This is a genomic window from Streptococcus oralis (assembly GCF_023109195.1).
GTDB lineage: Bacteria > Bacillota > Bacilli > Lactobacillales > Streptococcaceae > Streptococcus > Streptococcus oralis_BV.
Window position 1 is genome coordinate 816,265 of the sequence record NZ_JALDUB010000001.1, and the last position, 15,015, is coordinate 831,279.

Annotated in this window: 16 protein-coding genes; 4 read left to right on the top strand and 12 right to left on the bottom strand. The window is 41.7% G+C overall.

Translation table 11 applies throughout. The features are described from left to right. Positions 1-250: 250 nt before the first annotated feature. The 5 genes from M1F65_RS04030 to M1F65_RS04050 form a co-directional block, all read right to left on the bottom strand. Positions 251-1,330, bottom strand: coding sequence for a carbamoyl phosphate synthase small subunit (locus M1F65_RS04030; RefSeq protein WP_000166847.1), 1,080 nt, complete (start codon positions 1,328-1,330; stop codon positions 251-253). Positions 1,331-1,379: 49 nt separating this feature from the next. Next, positions 1,380-2,303, bottom strand: a complete 924-nt coding sequence (locus M1F65_RS04035) for an aspartate carbamoyltransferase catalytic subunit (protein WP_247925519.1) — start codon at positions 2,301-2,303, stop codon at positions 1,380-1,382. Positions 2,304-2,321: 18 nt separating this feature from the next. Continuing rightward, on the bottom strand, positions 2,322-2,843 hold the full coding sequence (pyrR, locus tag M1F65_RS04040; protein ID WP_000850018.1) for a bifunctional pyr operon transcriptional regulator/uracil phosphoribosyltransferase PyrR: 522 nt from the start codon (positions 2,841-2,843) through the stop codon (positions 2,322-2,324). A 210-nt stretch (positions 2,844-3,053) separates the two neighbouring features. Beyond that, the gene (nth, locus tag M1F65_RS04045; RefSeq protein ID WP_247925520.1) at positions 3,054-3,683 is read right to left on the bottom strand and encodes an endonuclease III; all 630 of its coding nucleotides are present in this window, start codon (positions 3,681-3,683) and stop codon (positions 3,054-3,056) included. Beyond that, on the bottom strand, positions 3,684-4,226 hold the full coding sequence (locus M1F65_RS04050; protein ID WP_000773191.1) for a YceD family protein: 543 nt from the start codon (positions 4,224-4,226) through the stop codon (positions 3,684-3,686). It lies immediately after the preceding gene. A gap of 168 nt (positions 4,227-4,394) precedes the next feature. On the opposite strand from M1F65_RS04050, the gene M1F65_RS04055 reads away from it, so the two are divergent. Both M1F65_RS04055 and M1F65_RS04060 read left to right on the top strand, forming a co-directional pair. Beyond that, complete coding sequence (locus M1F65_RS04055; protein ID WP_084944444.1) at positions 4,395-4,724, top strand: helicase BlpT; 330 nt, start codon at positions 4,395-4,397, stop codon at positions 4,722-4,724. Between the two features lie 332 nt (positions 4,725-5,056). After that, a complete protein-coding gene (locus M1F65_RS04060) occupies positions 5,057-6,616 on the top strand; it encodes an ATP-binding cassette domain-containing protein (protein ID WP_247925521.1) in 1,560 nt (519 codons plus the stop codon). Positions 6,617-6,806: 190 nt separating this feature from the next. Here M1F65_RS04060 and M1F65_RS04065 read toward each other — a convergent pair whose 3' ends face one another. From M1F65_RS04065 to M1F65_RS04075, 3 genes are all read right to left on the bottom strand, one after another. Next, positions 6,807-7,406: a CPBP family intramembrane glutamic endopeptidase gene (locus tag M1F65_RS04065; protein WP_223341666.1), complete on the bottom strand. Its 600-nt coding sequence runs from the start codon at positions 7,404-7,406 to the stop codon at positions 6,807-6,809. A gap of 109 nt (positions 7,407-7,515) precedes the next feature. Then, on the bottom strand, positions 7,516-8,415 hold the full coding sequence (gene htpX / locus M1F65_RS04070) for a zinc metalloprotease HtpX (protein ID WP_095726133.1): 900 nt from the start codon (positions 8,413-8,415) through the stop codon (positions 7,516-7,518). A gap of 1 nt (position 8,416) precedes the next feature. Next, complete coding sequence (locus M1F65_RS04075) at positions 8,417-8,977, bottom strand: LemA family protein (protein ID WP_000219838.1); 561 nt, start codon at positions 8,975-8,977, stop codon at positions 8,417-8,419. A 93-nt stretch (positions 8,978-9,070) separates the two neighbouring features. Between M1F65_RS04075 and rsmG the strand changes: the two genes are divergently transcribed. Both rsmG and M1F65_RS04085 read left to right on the top strand, forming a co-directional pair. Continuing rightward, the gene (gene rsmG, locus M1F65_RS04080; RefSeq protein WP_247925522.1) at positions 9,071-9,784 is read left to right on the top strand and encodes a 16S rRNA (guanine(527)-N(7))-methyltransferase RsmG; all 714 of its coding nucleotides are present in this window, start codon (positions 9,071-9,073) and stop codon (positions 9,782-9,784) included. 320 nt (positions 9,785-10,104) lie between these two features. Beyond that, the gene (locus M1F65_RS04085) at positions 10,105-11,388 is read left to right on the top strand and encodes a uracil-xanthine permease family protein (RefSeq protein ID WP_049506041.1); all 1,284 of its coding nucleotides are present in this window, start codon (positions 10,105-10,107) and stop codon (positions 11,386-11,388) included. Positions 11,389-11,432: 44 nt separating this feature from the next. Here the strand turns inward: M1F65_RS04085 and M1F65_RS04090 are convergent, their stop codons facing one another. From M1F65_RS04090 to gla, 4 genes are all read right to left on the bottom strand, one after another. Then, complete coding sequence (locus M1F65_RS04090; RefSeq protein ID WP_095726135.1) at positions 11,433-12,338, bottom strand: DMT family transporter; 906 nt, start codon at positions 12,336-12,338, stop codon at positions 11,433-11,435. A gap of 8 nt (positions 12,339-12,346) precedes the next feature. Further along, positions 12,347-13,282 (bottom strand): serine hydrolase domain-containing protein, encoded by a 936-nt coding sequence (locus tag M1F65_RS04095; RefSeq protein WP_247925523.1) that lies wholly within the window; start codon positions 13,280-13,282, stop codon positions 12,347-12,349. Next, positions 13,279-14,004, bottom strand: coding sequence for a CppA N-terminal domain-containing protein (locus M1F65_RS04100; RefSeq protein ID WP_125384648.1), 726 nt, complete (start codon positions 14,002-14,004; stop codon positions 13,279-13,281). Before M1F65_RS04100 ends, M1F65_RS04095 begins: the two co-directional genes overlap by 4 nt. 109 nt (positions 14,005-14,113) lie before the next feature. Next, positions 14,114-14,983 carry an aquaglyceroporin Gla gene (gla, locus tag M1F65_RS04105; protein WP_000348117.1) on the bottom strand — a complete coding sequence of 290 codons (870 nt, stop codon included), beginning with the start codon at positions 14,981-14,983 and terminating at the stop codon, positions 14,114-14,116. Between the last annotated feature and the right edge of the window lie 32 nt (positions 14,984-15,015).

Consider the following 15,015-nt stretch of genomic DNA (forward strand, 5'->3'; position numbering starts at 1 on the left):
AACGATATTTTTCGATAAAAAATCTAGTGCAGGGAGTTTTTAGTTCGCCTGATAGCGACTAAAAGAAACGACCTGCCTTTCTATTCGTCGCCTCACAGAGCGACATTAAATAAGATGCAAAGGACGAATAGAAAGCGATTGAATTTTAGGAAACCAAGGAAGGATTGACAATCCAAGTTGGTTTCTCTAAATTCCGAGCTTTCCGTCCGTGTTCAGTTACATAAATTCTCCGACGAGCTTTTACTCGTTCTTAGTTTGCTTGTTTAAAAGCTTCCATCATCTCGATAAATTCATCAAATAGGTAACTTGCGTCGTGTGGACCAGGAGCTGCATCTGGGTGGAATTGTACAGAAAAACCTGGTTGGTATCTGTGGCGAACTCCTTCAACTGACTTGTCATTGATTTCTTCGTGGGTAATGATCAAATGCTCTGGCAAGTCCTCACGGCTGACTGCATAACCATGGTTTTGGCTGGTAAAGTCTACGCGTCCTGTTGCAATCTCACGTACCGCGTGGTTAAATCCACGGTGACCAAACTTCATCTTATATGTCTTAGCCCCGTTTGCCATGGCAAAGAGTTGGTGTCCCATACAAATTCCGAAGATTGGAATTTTTCCTTGCACACCACGAATCATGTCCAGTGCTTCTGGAACGTCTTCTGGGTTACCTGGACCATTTGACAACATAACTCCATCAGGATTTAGGTGGAGAATTTCTTCTGCCGTTGTTGAATAAGGAACAACCGTCACGTTACAGTTGCGCTTAGAAAGTTCACGTAAGATTGAGTGCTTGAGACCAAAGTCCACTAGCACCACGCTCAAACCAACTCCTGGAGCTGGATAGGAAGTTTTAGTAGAAACTTGTTTGATATTGTCTGTCGGCAAGACTGTTGCTTGGAGCTGGTCCGTCACATGGTCCATACTGTCCCCAACGTGAGTCAAGGTTGCACGCATCGTACCATGCTTACGGATAATCTTAGTAAGGGCACGCGTATCAATTCCTGAAATACCAGGGATTTTCTTAGCTTTCAAAAATTCATCCAAGGTCATTTGGTTGCGCCAGTTACTTGCTCTACGCGCTTCTTCGAAAACGACAACTCCCTTACAAGTCGGAATAATGGATTCGTAATCATCACGGTTAATTCCATAATTTCCCACCAAAGGATAGGTAAAGGTCAAGATTTGTCCATTATAAGACTGGTCTGTAATGGATTCTTGATAGCCGGTCATCCCTGTATTAAAGACGATTTCGCCTGTTACATCAATATCTGCTCCGAAGGCCTTGCCTTCAAAAACTGTGCCATCTTCTAATACTAGAAGTCTTTTTGTCATATTTTCACCTCTCGTGGACGCTCACTGGCGTCTTTTAACGTCTTGTGTTTTAGTTGGCGTTTCTACTCGCCAATACGGATTCTAAGATTGCCATTCGAACAAAGACACCGTTGGTCATTTGTTGGACAATGCGTGATTTTGGCGCTTCAACCAAGTGGTCAGCAATTTCCACATCTCGATTAACTGGAGCAGGATGCATAATGATTGCTGTTTCTTTTAATCTATTATAGCGTTCTTGGTTCAAGCCGTGTTGAGCATGGTAGTATTCTTTTGAAAAGACCGCTCCACTTTCGTGGCGTTCATGTTGAACGCGGAGCAACATCAAAACATCTACCTGATCAACAATCTCATCAATGGTTACAAACTGTCCATAGTCCGCAAACTCTTGGCTTCTCCATTCCTCAGGTCCTGCAAAGTAAAGTTCAGCTCCCAAGCGTTTCAAAATCTGCATATTTGATTTGGCGACACGTGAGTGGTCCAAGTCGCCTGCAATAGCAACCTTGAGCCCCTTAAAGTGGCCAAATTCCTCATAAATAGTCATCAAATCAAGCAAGCTCTGGCTAGGATGTTGTCCCGAACCATCACCACCATTGATAATAGAAGTTGTAATCGACGGACTCGCAATCAACTCTCTGTAATAGTCAACCTCTGGGTGGCGAATCACACAGACATCTACTCCTAGAGCAGATAGGGTCAAGATGGTATCATACAGTGTCTCACCCTTATTGACCGAACTAGTTTTCACATCAAAGTCCAGTCGCTCCAACCCTAGCTTAATCTCTGCCACTTCAAAGGACTTATGTGTCCGTGTAGAATCTTCAAAGAAGAGATTCGATACGATAGGTTTGTTCTCGTAGGGGAATTGGGCTCCGTTTTTAAACTCGATCCCTCGTTTGATCAATTTCATCACTTGATCAACTGTAAGGTCTTCCATAGAAACCACATGGTTCAATGCTTGTTGATTTTCTGACATGGCTACTCCTTCAGCTTTCTAAGCTTCTTCAGTAATCAGAACTCTGTCTTGGCCATCAAGTTCTGTCATCTCTACGATGATTTCTTCAGAACGACTGGTTGGGATATTTTTCCCAACGTAATCTGGACGAATAGGCAATTCTCTATGTCCACGGTCAACTAGCACCGCAAGACTCACGCGCGCAGGACGACCATGGCCAACAATATTATCAATAGCAGCACGGATAGTACGGCCTGTATAGAGTACATCATCCACCAAGATAACTTCACGGTCAGTCACATCAACAGAAATCAAAGAAGTATCTTCTCCGCTTTTAACATCATCACGGAAAGGTTTGGTGTCCAATTCCACAACAGGAACAGTAATGTTTTCCAATTGCTCCAAGCGTTCTTTGATACGATGAGCGATGAAAACACCACGCGTTTTTATCCCAGCTAAGATAATTTTATTCAAATCTTTATTGCGCTCGATAATCTCATAAGTAATTCGCGTAATCGCTCGTTTGACAGTCAATTCGTCTACAACTTCTTTTGTCTTCATGACAAACCTCCAAAAAGAAAAGTCTCCTTCTACAAGGAGACTTGAAATGTATAGCCAAGCGAGCCATACTATAAACAGTATAGACTTCACCCTTCTACTTTATCGCGCTCCTTGCCTGCCTCACGGGACAGGTTTAAAGGACTATTTAGTTACCATTTACTATAGCACAAAGCACCCTTAAAATCAAGCAAAAACTTTTTCAGAGTCCGCTTAAATATTACTAAAATCAGATAATTGGGGATAGTGATCGCATTCTGGATTTTTGGGATGGCAGATAGCTCGTCCAAAGTAAATCATGGCCTGGTGGGCTGCCAACCATTTCTCTGGTGGCAGAATGTCCATAACACGTTTTTCTACTTCAAGTGGCGTAGCTGATTTTTTAACGATATCGTGATGCTTACAGATACGCTCCACATGAGTATCCACTGCAAAAGCAGGGATTCCAAAACCCACACTCATGACAACATTTGCTGTTTTACGACCAACACCCGCTAGACTTTCTAATTCCTCTCGAGTCTGAGGCACTTGACCATCAAAATCGTCTAGTAACTGTTGGGCACATTTTTTAAGAAATTTAGCCTTATTTCGATACAGTCCCAGGCGAGAAATGTGTGAAGCAATTTCACTCTCTGTCGCTACAGACATGGCTTGTGGCGTTGGAAAAGCAGCAAAGAGACCTGGGGTGGCCTTATTTACCGCTGCATCTGTCGTCTGAGCTGACAACATCACTGCAACCAGTAGTTCAAAATGATTGCGAAAATCAAGACTAGGCTTAGCATCTGGAAAAAGGGCAATAATTTCCTCTATGACATGACGGGCACGTTTCTTGGATAAAACCATCTACTCGTCTCCATCAAACAGTCCTTGCAAGCCAGCAAATGGACTGTTTTCTTCTTTCTTGACTGCTTGTTGGGCTTGGTATTCTTCCTCAGTCATGATTTGCCAGTCATTTCCTGACACAAAACCTTGGCCCGCCTCTTCTTCTGCCGTCAAGACTTTGATAGGGATATTGAGCAGAATATTATCTGCTACGCTCTCAGCAAGGTCGATTTCCCCATTTTCGATAGGCAAGACCAAGTCATCATCAAGAACCTCCTGGTCCAGTTGGTTGGTCGCTCCTTCCATGAAGACCTCTGTGACTGGATAAGACTCAGCCAACTCAACTGGCTCCATACTGCGGCTGGAAGCAAGGACAATGGTATATGACAACTGATAGTCTAAGAAATACAGACGGTCTTCGTACTGCACCTTCCCCACTGCAAGGATATCTTTGACATCTAAAATCTCTTGGTTCCGTTTACGCAAGTCTGCTGCCAGGTCTAAAGCTTGTTCAAAATGCAGGCCTTCAGGTTGCTTACGAATTTCTTGAATATTTAACTTCATATTTCCTCCATAAAGATGTACTCACTTGATTATACCATGAAAAGGCTATAAGTCAGCTTTCCAAACTTTGATATTAAAATCTCATTTTTTAACATATTTACTATGACAAACTTTCCTATTAGTGCTATACTATAGGCAAGAATACACTAGAGCAAGGAGGATGCTCATATGGAAGACAAAGAACTAATCAACGAAGCTTACCAACTCCTATCCGAGTTAAATAAAAGCTACCAAAGCTGTAAACAAGGAACAGCCGATGATCTTCGACTGCAAGAGCTGCTGAACACCACTCTTGAGGAACTAAAAAAAGCAGAAAAGCTGGACAACAGTATCTTAATCGACCTTGAGAAATTTTACCAACGCACCAGTCTTCTGATTGGACTAGGGAGCCTAAAACTAAACGATCCAGCACGTACCGCTTGGCGTAACTATGACAAGTTCCATTACGAGCACGTCAAACACGTATTAACTCTTTATGGACCTGTTTTTGGATTTTAGAGTTTAGAATTTTGGATTTTCTATTGACAAAATTTCCTTAAAGGTATAGGATAGAGGTACTAATACTCGGAGGTAAGGGAGACATGAACAACTAAGTCTATCAAATAAAGAATCTTTATTTAGTAGATCTTGTTTTTGTCTCTTTTTGTGTGCTCTTTTCATACTAGATTTTCTAGTATCTTGTCCTCATTGAAAATCAAAAAACTAGAAAGCTATGCTCCTCTTGGGTTGGGTTAGGCAGCTCCAAGCTAGTTTGACGAGTTTTTTCAACGAGGATAATAGAGTTTTGACAGTGACTTTGGGCTCTACTAGATAAAGTAGAGCTTTTTGTTATGCACTATCGACATTCTAGAAAGGGCAACAATATGATAAAAATCAATCATCTAACTATCACGCAAAACAAAGATCTACGAGATCTTGTATCTGACCTAACCATGACTATCCAAGACGGAGAAAAGGTTGCTATTATTGGTGAAGAAGGAAATGGTAAATCGACTTTACTACGAGCTTTAATGGGGGAAGCATTATCTGATTTTACTATCAAGGGCGACATCCAGTCTGACCTTCAATCACTGGCATGCATTCCTCAAAAAATCCCTGAAATCCTGAAAAATAGGACTCTACATGACTACTTCTTTTTAGATTCTGCTGATTTAGACTACAGTATTCTTTATCGTTTGGCGGAGGAGTTGCACTTTGATAGCGACCGTTTTGCTAGCGACCAAGAGATTGGCAGTCTATCAGGGGGCGAAGCTTTGAAAGTTCAGCTCATCCATGAGTTAGCAAAACCATTTGAGATTCTATTTTTAGATGAACCTTCAAATGACTTAGACCTTGAGACAGTTGATTGGCTAAAAAGTCAGATTCGAAAGATGAGGCAAACAGTTATTTTCATTTCCCATGATGAAGACTTTCTCTCTCAGACAGCAGATACTATTGTCCACTTGCGACTGGTCAAACACCGGAAAGAAGCAGAAACACTAGTCGAGCATTTAGACTACGATAGCTATAGTGACCAGAGGAAGGCTAGTTTTGCCAGACAAAGCCAGCAAGCTGCTAACGACCAACGAGCCCATGATAAAACCATGGAAAAACATCGTCGCGTTAAGCAGAATGTAGAAAATGCTTTGCGAAATACTAAAAATGATGTTGCCGGGCGCCTATTGGCTAAAAAGATGAAAAATGTACTCTCTCAAGAAAAACGCTTTGAAAAGGAAGCCCAGTCCATGACCCAAAAGCCACTTGACGAGGAACAAATCCAACTTTTCTTTTCAGACGTCCAACCATTACCGGCTTCTAAAGTCTTAGTCCAACTGGAAAAAGAAAATTTGTCCATTGGAGAGCGTATTTTAGCTCAGGAGTTAAGACTAACGGTCCGTGGCCAAGATAAAATCGGTATCATCGGGCCAAATGGTGCTGGAAAATCAACTCTGTTAGCCAAGTTGCAGCAACTCCTAAGCGCCAAAAGAGAGATTTCGCTTGGTTTTATGCCACAAGATTACCATAAAAAACTGCAATTAGATCTATCTCCAGTAGCCTATCTCAGCCAAACTGGACAAAAAGAGGAACTACAGAAAATCCAATCTCACCTAGCCAGTCTCAATTTCAACTATCCAGAGATGCACCACCAAATCCGCTCCCTATCTGGCGGGCAACAAGGTAAACTCCTACTTTTGGATTTAGTGTTGCGCAAACCAAACTTTCTCCTTCTGGATGAGCCTACACGTAATTTTTCTCCCACTTCTCAACCTGAAATCAGAAAACTATTTGCCTCATATCCCGGCGGTCTGATCACTGTTTCGCATGACAGACGCTTCTTAAAAGAGGTCTGTACGAGTATCTATCGTTTGACAGATCGTGGTTTGGAAGTTGTTGATTTACAAGATTTATAAATGTTGAACATAGCAAAAATCCAGAGACGATCTCTGGATTTTGTTTACACACGTCTTTCTTGGGATCATTGATATAAAGAGCGCTTCTGGCGTCTTTTACGTGACAGATTATGCTCTGACTTTTGTTTACATTATATAAGCTAGAAATCATTTTTTACTATTTTACAGCTCAAAGCATTCTAATGCATCATTATCTCATATACAAAAAGCAAAATGCAACCAGATTATTGAGGACATGCAAAAGAATGGAATTCCATAGGTTGTCAGAAGTCTTATACCTTACCCCAAATGCAAATCCCATACCTAAATAGCTGATAAAGCTAGGAATAGTATAGGGACCATGCAGATAAGCAAAAAGAAGCGACGTGGCAAACAAGCCAAAATATGTATTCTTAAATACTATCCCCTGTAACATACCTCGCATAAAGATTTCTTCCGTGACAGGTGCCAAAACACAGAGATCCACAAAAAGTACAGACCATGAAAGTGATAAACTTTGCACAGTTTGAGTTGTGTCTGATTGGGTAGGGCCTAAAAAATTGACCAAAATATAAAACAAGAAAAGCAAGGCGTATGAAAGAAAACATTTAAGAATATCTTTTAGGTAGATTTTCCGAATGTGAAACAAGTCATACTTTTTTCCTACATATAAAAATATTGCAAGTTCAACAAGGGTAAAAAGGATTGATAGCGGTAATGAATTTATTCGCATGATTTTCTCTGCTATACTCAAATGAATCGGCATAAAAATCAAAATCAAGAAAAACGTCATCCAGCGCTTATACATCATTCACCTCAATTATATGGAATTACATATATTATACTATTTTTCGGTGAGATGACAAGTTAAAAGCGAGATACTAAAAGCAAAAATCCAGAGAAGTCTCTCTGGATTTTTTTTACATCTGTTTCAAACGTTCAATTCGTTCTGAGATAGGTGGGTGGGTATAAAAGAGTTTTTGAAGTCCGCCACTTTTCTTAGGATCATTGATATAAAGAGCGCTGCTGGCATCGTCAACATGGTGATGCATCGGCTCGCTATTCTCCAACTTACGCAAGGCATTGATCATCCCTTGAGGATTGCGAGTCAGTTCCACACTGGATGCATCCGCTAGAAATTCCCTCTGACGGGAAATTGCAAGTTGCACCAAGGTTGCTGCCAAGGGAGCCAAAACAATTGCTAGGAGAGAGATGACAAGCATGATAATCTCCAAACCATTTCCATCACGATCATTATCACTCCGTCTTCGACCTGCGCCACCCCACCACATCATCCGTCCTGCCATACTAGACAGAAGGGTAATGGCACTGGCAAGGGCAACAGCAATGGTCGAAATGCGGATATCGTAGTTTCGAATATGACTGACCTCATGCCCCATAACAGCTTCCAGTTCCTCGCGATTCATGATAGCCAGAAGGCCCGAAGTGGCTGCGACAGCTGCATTCTGCGGATTCGAACCTGTCGCAAAGGCATTTAAAGAAGAATCCTCAATGATGAAAACACGTGGCATGGGAATCTGAGCGACCATAGCCATATCTTCTACTACATGGTAGAGGTCTGGGGCTGTTTGCTCATCAACCTCACGCGCCCCATTCATAGACATGACAATCTCTGTCGATTGAAAGATCATGGTCAGAGCGTAGATAAGACCAATGATCAAGGCAATAATCATGCCCCCAAGACCTGAACGCATAAAGAGATAGCCAACAGCATAACCAACCAAGGCCAAGAGTAGGAAGAAAACCAACAACAAAATCCAAGTTTTTCGTTTATTGCTCGCAATTTGATCAAACAACATCTTAGTCACCTAAACCGCTAAAGTCAACTTTAGGAACTGCCTTTTCCTCTTCAGGTGTTTGAAGGAAGTCTGCAGCTTTAAAGCCAAATAGTCCTGCGATGATGTTGCTTGGGAAACTTTCAAGTTTTACATTGTAGTTGCTGACAACACTGTTGTAGAGTTGGCGTGAGTAAGAAATTTTATTTTCAGTATTGGTCAACTCTTCTTGTAATTTGATAAAGTTAGCACTAGCTTTCAAGTCTGGGTAATTCTCTGCTACTGCAAAGATACCAGAAATCTGGCGGGTAAGGGCATCACTGGCCTTCATAGCTTCAGCTGGTGAAGTTGCTGCGGCTACTTGTCTTCGAAGTTCTGTCACTTTTTCCAAGGTAGAACCTTCATATTTCGCATAGCCTTTGACTGTTTCAATCAAGTTTGGGAGGAGATCATTACGACGCTTCAACTGAACATCTATCTGGCTCCAAGCCTCCTTGGTCTGCATACGATTTTTAACCAAACCGTTATAGCTAACAATCACAAAAATAACAATCAGAGCCAAAACTCCAAGAATAATCCAAGTCATAATCTTATTCCTTTCTGCTTTTAGATTACTACCAGTATATCAAAATTTTAACGAATATGGTAAAATAAGATGATACTAGAGAAGGAAACGACTATGAAACCAGAAACTTTTTACAGCCTACTAGCTGAGCAAAATCTTCCACTTTCGGACCAGCAAAAGAACCAATTTGAACGGTATTTTGAGCTCTTGGTCGAGTGGAATGAAAAGATTAACCTGACCGCTATTACAGATAAAGAGGAAGTTTATCTCAAACATTTTTATGATTCGATTGCACCTATTCTGCAAGGCTTGATTTCAAATGAAACTATCAAACTTCTTGATATCGGAGCTGGGGCAGGGTTTCCTAGTCTGCCTATGAAAATTCTCTATCCTCAGCTGGATGTGACCATCATTGATTCGCTCAATAAGCGCATCAACTTCCTTCAGCTTTTGGCTCAGGAGTTGGATTTGGATGGTGTTCACTTCTACCATGGACGGGCAGAAGACTTTGCCCAAGACAAGAACTTCCGTGCCCAGTTTGATGTGGTGACGGCTCGTGCGGTTGCCCGTATGCAGGTTTTGTCTGAGCTGACCATTCCCTATCTTAAAGTCGGTGGCAAACTATTGGCACTCAAGGCCAGCAATGCTCCTGAGGAATTGCTAGAAGCCAAGAATGCCCTCAACCTCCTCTTTAGTAAGGTAGAGGAAAACCTCAGCTACGCCCTACCAAATGGAGATCCGCGCTACATCACTGTGGTCGAAAAGAAAAAGGAAACACCTAACAAGTACCCAAGAAAGGCTGGCATGCCCAACAAACGCCCACTTTAAACAATAGTGCGCCCTTGTTTAAAGTTCAGAAAACAATTTACAAAATCAACCTCGCTTTCTTATTTTTAGGCTCGGGGAAAATTCGTTTACAAAACGAACCTCGCTCTCGCATTTCCGGGCTCGGGAAAAATTCGTTTACAAAACGAATTTTTTCTGCTATACTATCCTAAGCAAAGGTTTTTAATGTCATCCTGTGAGGTGACGAAGGCGCAGATTTATATAAATTTTTAAAAGATAGCTATTTTTTAAAAAGTCTTACTCTGAGGGCCTATTGCTGCAAAATAATGGGCTCTTTTTTGGTGCCCAAAAGTGAGGTTTTTATGAAACAGGAATCAACTGTTGACTTGTTACTAGACGTTGATCAACGTCCTTCTGCTGGTAAAGGTATTCTTCTAAGCTTCCAGCACGTATTTGCCATGTTTGGTGCAACCATTCTCGTTCCCTTAATTTTGGGAATGCCCGTATCGGTTGCTCTCTTCGCATCCGGTATTGGAACACTTATCTACATGATTTCTACTGGCTTTAAGGTTCCAGTTTATCTAGGTTCTTCATTCGCCTTTATCACAGCTATGTCTCTAGCCATGAAAGAAATGGGGGGCGATGTATCTGCTGCTCAAACGGGGGTAATCTTGACTGGTTTTGTCTATGTCCTTGTAGCAGCAAGTGTTCGTTTTGCAGGTACGAAATGGATTGATAAACTCTTGCCACCAATCATTATCGGACCTATGATTATCGTTATCGGTCTTGGTCTTGCTGGTTCTGCTGTAACGAATGCTGGACTTGTAGCAGACGGAAACTGGAAGAACGCTCTTGTAGCTGTCGTGACGTTCTTGATTGCCGCCTTTATCAATACAAAAGGAAAAGGTTTCCTTCGTATCATTCCTTTCCTCTTTGCCATCATCGGTGGGTATATCTTCGCTATGATGCTTGGTTTGGTTGACTTTACCCCAGTTCTTCAAGCCAATTGGTTTGAAATTCCTGGTTTCTACTTGCCATTTAGTACAGGTGGAGCCTTTAAAGAGTACAACTTGTACTTCGGTCCTGAAACAATCGCCATCTTACCAATCGCTATTGTAACCATTTCAGAACACATCGGAGACCACACAGTTTTAAGCCAAATCTGTGGCCGTCAATTCCTGAAAGAACCAGGACTTCACCGTACGCTTCTCGGTGACGGTATTGCGACATCTGTATCTGCTTTCCTCGGTGGACCAGCCAATACGACCTACGGAGAAAATACAGGAGTTATCGGGATGACTCGTATCGCTTCTGTCTCTGTTATCCGTAACGCGGCCTTTATCGCCATTGCTCTTAGCTTCCTAGGTAAATTCACTGCCTTGATTTCAACCATTCCAAATGCTGTGCTTGGTGGCATGTCCATCCTTCTCTACGGGGTTATCGCCAGCAATGGTTTGAAAGTTTTGATTAAGGAACGCGTTGACTTCAGCCAAATGCGTAACCTCATCATCGCAAGTGCCATGTTAGTACTTGGACTTGGTGGAGCCATCCTCAAACTTGGCCCAGTTACACTTTCAGGTACTGCTCTATCAGCCATGACAGGAATCATCTTGAACTTGATTTTGCCACACGAAAATAAAGACTAATCATCTATACACACAAAATCCACTCGATTGAGTGGATTTTTTAATTACTTACTCTTTATTTCCAGCAGTAAATCTTTCAATGAAATAATGGTCACGGCTAGTAAAATCATAGACATACCGACAAAATCAATCGCATAAAACTGTTCCTTTATAATCAGAAAGGCAAAGAAAACGGCAGAAATTGGCTCTATGGAAGCCAATAAACTAGACTTAACAGGGCCTATCAGACTAGCTCCCTTTAGGAAAGCTGTATAGGTAAAGACCGTTCCGATGATGATAATCCCAGCAAATGCAAAGAGAAAATCTAAGCTGGTTGGTATGCTGGCTTGCAAAACTCCTGTGAAGGGAATAGCCACTATACCAGAAATAACCATCCCAACACCAATCACCAAAATACTGCCCCACTTCTTAATCAAAACGATGGGAAGGATGATATAGAGGGCATAGGTTAGGGCAGAAAAGAGGCCCCAGAAAAGTCCAGCAGGTGTGACAGACAACTGGTCAACTTTCCCATGCGTCGCGATAAGAAACGTTCCTCCAATTGCTAAACCAATCGAAATAATCTCAGCCAGAGTAGGCGCCACCTTGTCCTTGATACAGGTATAAACCAAGATCCCAACGGGGCATACATACTGGAGAACTGTCGCCGTTCCAGCATTGGTTTCCTGAATGGCAGAAAGATAGGCAAACTGGTTTAAGAAAAGTCCAAACAGGGCAAATAGCAAAAGAGATAGTAGACTTTTTCTGTCTTTTAAAAAAGCATAGAGTTTATCCTTTGAAGTCATATATGATAAGGCTACCAGTGCCAAGCCTGCAATGATAAGCCGCAAATTGGTCAAGACTAAAGCAGAAATCCCGTGTGCCATTAGGTATTGGCCACTGGTTCCAGAAAAGCCCCAAGCAATCCCTGCCACTACTGTATACAGAGTTCCTTTTACGGTTTTTGACATACTTCTTCCTACTCCTCTTGACGAATCATTTCCATGACTTGATTTCGATCGACTATCCACTGGGCACGCTCATCCTTCTCATACGTTCGATTGGATAAAAAGATAGCCGCTTCTTGTTTCTCTCGATTCCACATGATAAAGGTACCAGTATAGCCCGAATGGTCGAGCCAAGCCCCTTCCAGATTCCAGGCTAGAGACCGCTCCTTATCATCTAAGGGAGAAAAATTTCGGCTCAATTCTGCTGCAAAATCATCTTTCAAATAATGTTCCAGAAAGGTCTGCAAATCCTTAACAGTCGAAAATAAACCAGCACTTCCTGCGTGTTTCCCTAATAGACGAGCTTTGGGATCGTGAATGATTCCGGCCTCTACTCCTCTCACTGTTGGTACAGCTTGCTCAACGGGGCCGAACTTGGTTCCCGTCATTCCCCATGGTCCCAAAACTTGTTCTTCTATAATCTGATCCAAGTCTTGGTCAAAGATTTTTTCCAAAAGAAATCCTAAGAGTAAAAAGTGAACGTCCGAGTATAGGAAGGCTGACTTATTTCGTCTGTTGAGGTGAAACATAGCTTCTTTTAATTCAGGGGCAGTCAAGAGGTCCCGATTTGGAATAAAGGGGTCTAAATCTGTAGCATGGGTCAAAAGTTGCCGTATAGTGATATCAGGATAATCACACTCCGGTAAAAAATCCGTCACCGGTCGATCAATATCTAATTTGCCCTGCTGCCACAAGAAGATAAGAACCGTCCCCACTCCCACGACCTTACTCACACTGGCCAAATCATAAACCAAACCGGTTTCTGTCTTCAAGTCTCGTTCTGGATCACTCAATCCTAGATAAGACTCTTTCCATTCACCATCCTTATAATACGCAAAAGAGGCCCCGGGATAAATCCCTGCCTCGATTTGATTTTCTATTTTTCTTAGAATTTTTTCCAACTTCATGCTTCTTCAAACCACAATTCAATGTTATTGGTATCTTTACCAAGGAAGAATTTTTTAGACTTAGGGACAAAGTAGCCTGTCTTTTCAAATTTCTGACGAAGACTGGTTAGATCAAAATTCTTGACTAAAAATTTTAACATCGTCAAATCCCAAGTGACATTGTTTTCAACAGCCAAATCTGCTCCTTGCCCTTTCGTAAAGGTGATTGCTGGCGCTACTCCTTCAGGATCAAGTAAGCTCTCTGTCCCTTCAGGTAAACGCAACTCCATAGAAACCTCAAATTGGCTCACGTATTTTATACTTGTATTTGAATAAAATTCAGGAGCGGTTTCCAGTGGTACCAAATCTCTTATATCATTTTCTGCATGAACAAGGATCACATCCTCTTCAGGAGAAACAATCTCAAAAGCATACCCTCGGTTCCCTTTAAATAGGCGAGGAAGAGACTTCATTTGAGAAAGGAGGGCCTCGATTTCAGAAGGATTCTCAACCTTTATCAAGAGTCTAGCTAGCTTCTTAAGCCCTTCAACTCTGCGTGTTCGCATACTTGGAGCCTCTTCTAAAATCAATCTCTCCGTAGCTGTCTGATCACCTAAGGAAAGAAAGGCAGACTCTTCCAGCAAAGGTTTCATCCCCAGGGTTTCAATGTAAAATTTTTCATTTAATTTTCGATTATTAACTTTCAAAGTCGGAACGATCCGAACAATCTCATTCACATTCATAAATTCCTCCAACTCTTTTATTTTAAAGGATTTTCGAATATTTTACAAGCCATATCTATTTTATTTAGAAATTTTATAAAAAAAAACTGGGATTCCCCAGTTTCATTTCTTATAGGTAAAGTAGTTTGAATAGTGCTACTGCCGCAATACCCGCTGCAATTGGAGCTACAACTGGGACCCATGCATACCACCATTTTGAATCACCCTTGTGTTGACCAAGAACTGATTTTGGAAGGAGTTCGTGAAGAAGACGTGGTCCAAAGTCACGAGCTGGGTTCAAACCAGGTCCAGTAGGTCCACCAAGTGAAGTTACCAAGGCCATTACTAGGAAACCAAGTGCCAAGTGCGCAACTGAGATCCCAGCAGCTGTATGTGGAGCTACTTGAGCTTTCACTGCCAATTCACTTAAATCAACAGTTTGTCCAGCTTGAGTAGCCATTTGTTTCATGTATTGAAGAACCTCAGCACCAAAGAAGTTTTTAGTCAAACCAAGTGCTGCAAAGAAAAGAACAAATGAACCTACAAACTCATTGAGGAAACCGTTAACAGTAGCTGCAAAACGTGATTCTTTTGTACCGTGGTCGATGCTTGAAATCGTTGAGAAGGTACCCAAGATATTGTTAGGGTTTTCTGTCTTCAAGTAATAAGGACGGTGAGTCGCTACAACCAAAGCTTGACCAAAGATTGCTCCCAAAACTTGTGCTAGGATGTAATATGGTACTTGTTCCCAAGAGAAAAGTCCACTAACAGCAAGTCCAAGAGTGAAAGCTGGGTTGATGTGGTTACCAGATACATTACCAAACATCAAGGCTGGGATCATAACCCCCATACCATAACCAACCGCGATAACGAGCCAGCCACTTTGGTGACCTTTCGTACCTTTAAGTTCAACGTTAGCAACTGCACCATTACCAAGAATGATCAAAATAGCAGTTCCCAAGAATTCTGTGGCATATTTAATAGCCCATGTAAAATCCATTTGATAGATTCTCCTTAAATTTTTTTAGACAA

Coding starts and splice junctions, on each gene's coding strand:
- M1F65_RS04030 (WP_000166847.1), bottom strand. CDS start 1,330: ATGACAAAAAGACTTCTAGTATTAGAAGATGGCACAGTTTTTGAAGGC.
- M1F65_RS04035 (WP_247925519.1), bottom strand. CDS start 2,303: ATGTCAGAAAATCAACAAGCATTGAACCATGTGGTTTCTATGGAAGAC.
- pyrR (WP_000850018.1), bottom strand. CDS start 2,843: ATGAAGACAAAAGAAGTTGTAGACGAATTGACTGTCAAACGAGCGATT.
- nth (WP_247925520.1), bottom strand. CDS start 3,683: ATGGTTTTATCCAAGAAACGTGCCCGTCATGTCATAGAGGAAATTATT.
- M1F65_RS04050 (WP_000773191.1), bottom strand. CDS start 4,226: ATGAAGTTAAATATTCAAGAAATTCGTAAGCAACCTGAAGGCCTGCAT.
- M1F65_RS04055 (WP_084944444.1), top strand. CDS start 4,395: ATGGAAGACAAAGAACTAATCAACGAAGCTTACCAACTCCTATCCGAG.
- M1F65_RS04060 (WP_247925521.1), top strand. CDS start 5,057: ATGCACTATCGACATTCTAGAAAGGGCAACAATATGATAAAAATCAAT.
- M1F65_RS04065 (WP_223341666.1), bottom strand. CDS start 7,406: ATGATGTATAAGCGCTGGATGACGTTTTTCTTGATTTTGATTTTTATG.
- htpX (WP_095726133.1), bottom strand. CDS start 8,415: ATGTTGTTTGATCAAATTGCGAGCAATAAACGAAAAACTTGGATTTTG.
- M1F65_RS04075 (WP_000219838.1), bottom strand. CDS start 8,977: ATGACTTGGATTATTCTTGGAGTTTTGGCTCTGATTGTTATTTTTGTG.
- rsmG (WP_247925522.1), top strand. CDS start 9,071: ATGAAACCAGAAACTTTTTACAGCCTACTAGCTGAGCAAAATCTTCCA.
- M1F65_RS04085 (WP_049506041.1), top strand. CDS start 10,105: ATGAAACAGGAATCAACTGTTGACTTGTTACTAGACGTTGATCAACGT.
- M1F65_RS04090 (WP_095726135.1), bottom strand. CDS start 12,338: ATGTCAAAAACCGTAAAAGGAACTCTGTATACAGTAGTGGCAGGGATT.
- M1F65_RS04095 (WP_247925523.1), bottom strand. CDS start 13,282: ATGAAGTTGGAAAAAATTCTAAGAAAAATAGAAAATCAAATCGAGGCA.
- M1F65_RS04100 (WP_125384648.1), bottom strand. CDS start 14,004: ATGAATGTGAATGAGATTGTTCGGATCGTTCCGACTTTGAAAGTTAAT.
- gla (WP_000348117.1), bottom strand. CDS start 14,983: ATGGATTTTACATGGGCTATTAAATATGCCACAGAATTCTTGGGAACT.